The sequence below is a fragment of the Streptomyces sp. NPDC056480 genome (assembly GCF_042795405.1).
In the GTDB taxonomy this organism is placed as follows: Bacteria; Actinomycetota; Actinomycetes; order Streptomycetales; family Streptomycetaceae; genus Streptomyces.
Map to the genome: position 1 here is coordinate 1 of NZ_JBHTSA010000223.1, position 5,326 is coordinate 5,326.

The 5,326-nt window shown below is 72.2% G+C and carries 5 protein-coding genes; 1 reads left to right on the forward strand and 4 read right to left on the reverse strand.

Features of this window, described 5'->3' with window-relative positions; all coding sequences use genetic code 11:
- Positions 1 to 66 precede the first annotated feature (66 nt).
- The 4 genes from ACFQ79_RS40145 to lipB all read right to left on the reverse strand — a co-directional run bounded on the left by ACFQ79_RS40145 (position 67) and on the right by lipB (position 3,156).
- Complete coding sequence (locus ACFQ79_RS40145) at positions 67 to 771, reverse strand: DUF4191 domain-containing protein (protein WP_030314289.1); 705 nt, start codon at positions 769 to 771, stop codon at positions 67 to 69.
- Between the two features lie 10 nt (positions 772 to 781).
- Positions 782 to 997, reverse strand: coding sequence for a hypothetical protein (locus ACFQ79_RS40150; protein ID WP_030208220.1), 216 nt, complete (start codon positions 995 to 997; stop codon positions 782 to 784).
- 266 nt (positions 998 to 1,263) lie between these two features.
- The gene (gene lipA, locus ACFQ79_RS40155) at positions 1,264 to 2,232 is read right to left on the reverse strand and encodes a lipoyl synthase (RefSeq protein WP_383593208.1); all 969 of its coding nucleotides are present in this window, start codon (positions 2,230 to 2,232) and stop codon (positions 1,264 to 1,266) included.
- A gap of 114 nt (positions 2,233 to 2,346) precedes the next feature.
- A complete protein-coding gene (gene lipB, locus ACFQ79_RS40160; protein WP_383593211.1) occupies positions 2,347 to 3,156 on the reverse strand; it encodes a lipoyl(octanoyl) transferase LipB in 810 nt (269 codons plus the stop codon).
- A gap of 336 nt (positions 3,157 to 3,492) precedes the next feature.
- Here lipB and ACFQ79_RS40165 point away from each other — a divergent pair, with 336 nt between their 5' ends.
- Positions 3,493 to 5,040 (forward strand): regulator, encoded by a 1,548-nt coding sequence (locus ACFQ79_RS40165; RefSeq protein WP_383593214.1) that lies wholly within the window; start codon positions 3,493 to 3,495, stop codon positions 5,038 to 5,040.
- Positions 5,041 to 5,326: the final 286 nt, after the last annotated feature.

Here is a 5,326-nt window from a genome sequence, read left to right on the forward strand (position 1 = left end):
CCGTCACACGGTCCGGGGCCTTCCTCATGGAGCAGTTCTGGAAACGATCGCTTCCGGTCGGGCGCGTCAGCGCATCTTTCCGCCCCGGGGCATCCGCATGCCCTTCGGCATCGGACCCTTCGGCAGCGGCATGTTGCTCATCAGGTCACCCATCGCCCGAAGCCGGTCGTTGGCCGCCGTCACCTGCGGGCCGGTGAGCACCCGAGGCAGCTTGAGCATGGTCGTACGGACCTTCTTGAGCGGCACCTGGCCCTCGCCGTCACCGACGATGATGTCGGTCACCGGCACGTCCACCACGACGCGGTTCATCCGCTTCTTCTCGGCCGCGAGCAGAGGCTTCACCCGGTTCGGGTTGCCCTCGGCCACCAGCACGATGCCGGCCCTGCCGACCGCGCGGTGCACGACGTCCTGGCTGCGGTTCATCGCGACCGCGGGGGTCGTCGTCCAGCCTCGCCCGACGTTCTGGAGCACCGCCGCGGCAGCGCCCGGCTGGCCCTCCATCTGCCCGAAGGCCGCGCGCTCGGCGCGCCGCCCGAACACGATGGCCGCCGCCAGGAGCGCCAGGACGAAGCCCAGGATGCCCAGGTAGACCGGGTGACCGATCAGGAAGCCGATCGCGAGGAGGACACCGAGTACGACGATGCCCACGCCTGCGACGACAAGTCCGACCTTGGGGTCAGCCTTTCGGGTCATCTTGTACGTGAGGGCGATCTGCTTGAGCCGCCCCTGGTTCGCAGCGTCAGCGCTGCCCGTGTTTGCCTTCCTCGCCATGTCCTGAAGTTTACGTGGCCCGGGAAGTCCGGCCCGACGCGACCTCCATCACGTGCTGGGCCTCGACCCGGTCCTTGGCGCGGCGGCGGTCCTCCAGGACGGAGTTCCAGGCGTTGCGCCGGGCGGTGCGCTGCCCGGCGCCGAGGAGCAGTGCCTCCACGGCCTTCAGGGCGTCGGTGACGGACGGGATCGCGGTGACGCGGACGTGCGTCGATGCGGCCGGCATGTCGGGGTCCTCCCTCGATTGCGGATGAGACGAGGCGGGGGGTGCGAGCGGGGATGTGAGCGCGTCGTGGCGGTGAGTGAAACCAGGCTCACAGACTGGTGTTACCAGGGCGTGACCCGGTGGTCAAACACTGATGAAACGTTGATGCGGCCATGTGGAGGGCACGGGAGACGCCGACGCGGCCCGTACGTCCCCGCTGAGCTGCGGGGCCGTACGGGCCGCGTCGAATCAGGCCATTACCGGCCAGTAACCGCTTGTGCTCCGATTCACACGGCCTGCGTGGCGTTGTCCACCGCGCCGCGCTTCTCGATCGCCTGCTGGAAGAGGCGGCCGGCGCGGTACGAGGAACGGACCAGCGGGCCCGACATGACGCCGGAGAAGCCGATCTCGTCGGCCTCCTCCTTGAGCTCCACGAACTCCTGCGGCTTCACCCAGCGCTCCACGGGGTGGTGCCGGACGGAGGGACGCAGGTACTGCGTGATCGTGATCAGCTCACAGCCCGCCTCGTGCAGCTGCTGGAGCGCCTCGCTGATCTCCTCGCGGGTCTCGCCCATGCCGAGGATCAGGTTCGACTTCGTGACCAGACCGTAGTCACGCGCCTGCCTGATGACGTCGAGCGAACGCTCGTAACGGAATCCCGGACGGATCCGCTTGAAGATCCGCGGCACGGTCTCCACGTTGTGCGCGAAGACCTCGGGGCGGGAGGCGAAGACCTCCGCCAGGAGCTCCGGCACCGCGTTGAAGTCGGGCGCGAGCAGCTCGACCTTGGTACGGCCCTCGGCGCGCTCCGCGGTCTGCTGGTGGATCTGGCGCACGGTCTCCGCGTACAGCCAGGCGCCGCCGTCCTCCAGGTCGTCGCGCGCGACGCCGGTGATGGTGGCGTAGTTCAGGTCCATCGTGACGACGGACTCGCCCACGCGACGCGGCTCGTCCCGGTCCAGCGCCTCGGGCTTGCCCGTGTCGATCTGGCAGAAGTCGCAGCGCCGGGTGCACTGGTCACCGCCGATGAGGAAGGTCGCCTCGCGGTCCTCCCAGCACTCGAAGATGTTGGGACAGCCCGCCTCCTGGCAGACCGTGTGCAGCCCCTCGCTCTTCACGAGGCTCTGCATCTTCGTGTACTCGGGCCCCATCTTCGCCCGGGTCTTGATCCACTCGGGCTTGCGCTCGATGGGGGTCTGGGCGTTCCGGACCTCCAGGCGCAGCATCTTGCGTCCGTCGGGTGCGACTGCGGACACATCGGCTCCTGTAGCTTCGATTCTTCGGCGGACACCAGGGTACGCCGTTGCTTCCCATGCCTTACTACGTCTGGCCAACCTCTGGCCAGCGCCCTGCATTCCTGCGGGCGCTCCTCAGACCGAGGCCGTCTCCACCGGACGCTCGATCTCGCGCGGCTTCAGCTCCGCCTGCTCCAGGACCGCCCGCAGGTGCTTCTCCACGACCGGGAGCACCTTCTCGATCGCGAGGTCCCGGCCCAGCTCGTTGGCGAGCGAGGTGACCCCCGCGTCGCGGATGCCGCACGGGATGATCCGGTCGAACCAGGCGTTGTCCGGGTTCACGTTGAGGGCGAAGCCGTGCATCGTGACGCCCTTGGCGACCCGGATGCCGATCGCGGCGAGCTTGCGGTCCTCGCGGCGCTGGCCGGCGTTGGACGGGGCGTACTCGGGGCCGTTCAGCCGCGGGTCGAACTCCTCGTCGTTCAGCCGCGGGTCGAAGTCGAGGGAGAGCCCGCCGAGCGCCGGGCGCTGCTCGACCGGGTCGCCGAGCACCCAGACGCCGCTGCGGCCCTCGACCCGGCTCGTCTCCACGCCGAACTCGGCGGCGGTGAGGATCAGCGCCTCCTCCAGCCGGCGTACGTGCGCGACGACGTCGACCGGGCGGGGCAGCTTCATGATCGGATAGCCGACGAGCTGACCGGGGCCGTGCCAGGTGATCTTGCCGCCGCGGTCGACGTCCACCACGGGCGTCCCGTCGAGCGGGCGCTCGTTCTCCGCCGTGCGCCGGCCGGCCGTGTAGACCGGCGGGTGCTCGAGGAGCAGACAGGTGTCGTCGATCTCGTCGGCGAACCGCGCGGCGTGCACCTCGCGCTGCTTGTCCCAGGCCACCTGGTAGTCGACGGCTTCCTCGCCGAACCCAAGCCGGACGAATCGCAGCTCACTCACGGCCATGCCTCCTCCTGGGTGCCGGGGACCGGAATCCGGGGATCATCCCGGGCCGGTGCGGCACCATGCGTCATTCGCGCCCATGCCACTGTACGGCGGTGCCGGAAGGGGACCTCCGGCAGGTGGAGGGGGACCGTGTCCGGCAGGTGGGGCGGGACCTCCTCCGGCAGGTGGCTGGGACCACCTACGTCAGCGATGCCGTCAATCCTCACACGATCGGATGAATGTGGGGCGAAGGTGGCGGTACAGGCTGTGAGGACCGCTAAATTCACGCCGTTCCATGAGGGTCCGACGGGGCTGCCGTCCGGACCCGGAAGGCAGGAGACCGCACAGCTGATGACGGAACGACCACCGCAGCGCATCCCGAACCGCCAGCTCGCCGCGCTCATCGCCGAAGCGGGGTTCTCCCATGCGGGCCTGGCGAGACGGGTGGACCAGCTCGGGCTGGAGCACGGTCTCGACCTGCGGTACGACAAGACCTCGGTGACCCGCTGGCTCCGCGGCCAGCAGCCGCGCGGCACCACGCCCGCGCTGATCGCCGAGGTCTTCACCCGTCGCCTCGGCCGCCGGCTCTCCGCCCAGGACCTCGGCCTCGACGCCTGCGCGCCGGTCTACGCGGGCCTGGAGTTCGCGGCCACCCCCGAAGAGGCGGTCGACATCGTCAGCGGGCTCTGGCGGAAGGACTCCGGCAGCCACGCCGAACTCCGCAAGATCGCCTTCACCCCGGCCGGTCTGGTCGTGCCCAGCCGCGACTGGCTGATCGGCCGCGCCGACGACCGGGTGGCGCGCGGGGACGCGCCGCAGGGCCCCCGGCCCTCGTCGGGCGCCGCGGCCTCGGTCACCGCCGCGGTCACGGCCGAGGCCCGCCTGGCGCACGACCCGCGCCCGGCCCACGACCCCCGGCTCGCGCACGACCCCAGGGTGCCGCCCCAGGGCCGCTTCTCCGTGCCCCGGCAGCGCGGTACGGACCGGGGGCCCGGCCAGCGGGTCTCCAGCGGGGACATCGCGGCCCTGCGCTCGGTCGGCGAGCTCTTCCGTACGCTCGACCACGCCTACGGCGGCGGGCACGCCCGGCAGGCCCTCGTCCGCTACCTGGAGCACGAGGCCGAGCCGATGCTGCGCGGCACGTACGGCGAATCCGTGGGCCGGCGCCTCTTCGCCGCGGCAGCCGACCTCACCCGGCTGGCCGGCTGGACGTCGTACGACATCGCCGCGCACGGCCTCGCCCAGCGCTACTTCGTCCAGGCGCTGCGGCTCGCCCAGGCCGCCGGGGACCGGGCGTACGGCTCGTACGTGCTCCTCACCATGAGCTGCCAGGCCGTCTACCTCGGCCACGGGCGGGAGGCCGTCCAGCTCGCCCGGGTCGCCCAGCAGGGCGTCGGGCCGGCCGCGCCGCCGGTCGTCCAGGCGATGCTGCACGCGGTGGAGGCGCGGGGGCACGCGGTCCTCGGCGAGGCGCGGGCGTGCAGTGCCTCGCTCGTACGGGCCGAACGGGCCCTCGAGGCGGCGCGGCCGGGCGACGAGGTGCCGTACTGGGCCCGGATGTTCGACGAGGCCCAGCTCGCGGACGAGCTCGGGCACTGCCACCGCGACCTCCAGCAGTACCGGCCGGCCGCCCAGCACGCGGAACGCGCCCTCCAGCTCCGGGCCCCCGGCTTCGCCCGCAGCCGCCTCTTCTGCCGGGTGGTCCTGGCGACCTCGCGGCTGGCCCTGGGGGAACTGGACCAGGCCTGCGCACTCGGGGCGGAGGCCGCCCAGCAGGCCTCGGAGATGAGGTCGGCGAGGGCGGTGGAGTACGTACGCGACTTCGAACGCCGCCTGGAGCCGTACCGTGACGCGGCGGCGGCCCGCACGTACCGAGACCGGGTAGCGGCCATCGGCTGACCACCGCCCCTGCGTCGGGACCGCCCCTGGTTCCCCGCGCGCCCGCCCGGCCCCCCGTGCGCGCCCGCGCGCCCGCCGCGCCCTCGCCGCCCACCCGCCGCGAGGACGGCGCCGTCCGCGAGGCCCGCGCCAACTGCGGCCCGCCGCCCCGTGCGGGCCGCCGCGCCCTCGCCCACCCCACCCGCCGTGTGGGCAATCGTCCCGCAGGGCGGGACGGGTGGGCACACGGGACGGCGCGCTCTGGCGGCGCCTCCGCCCCTTGTGCCTGGACCCGCACCTCTTGTGC

Excerpts from the sequence above, each read along its gene's own strand:
- ACFQ79_RS40145 (WP_030314289.1), bottom strand. The coding sequence starts at position 771 with ATGGCGAGGAAGGCAAACACGGGCAGCGCTGACGCTGCGAACCAGGGG.
- ACFQ79_RS40150 (WP_030208220.1), bottom strand. The coding sequence starts at position 997 with ATGCCGGCCGCATCGACGCACGTCCGCGTCACCGCGATCCCGTCCGTC.
- ACFQ79_RS40165 (WP_383593214.1), top strand. The coding sequence starts at position 3,493 with ATGACGGAACGACCACCGCAGCGCATCCCGAACCGCCAGCTCGCCGCG.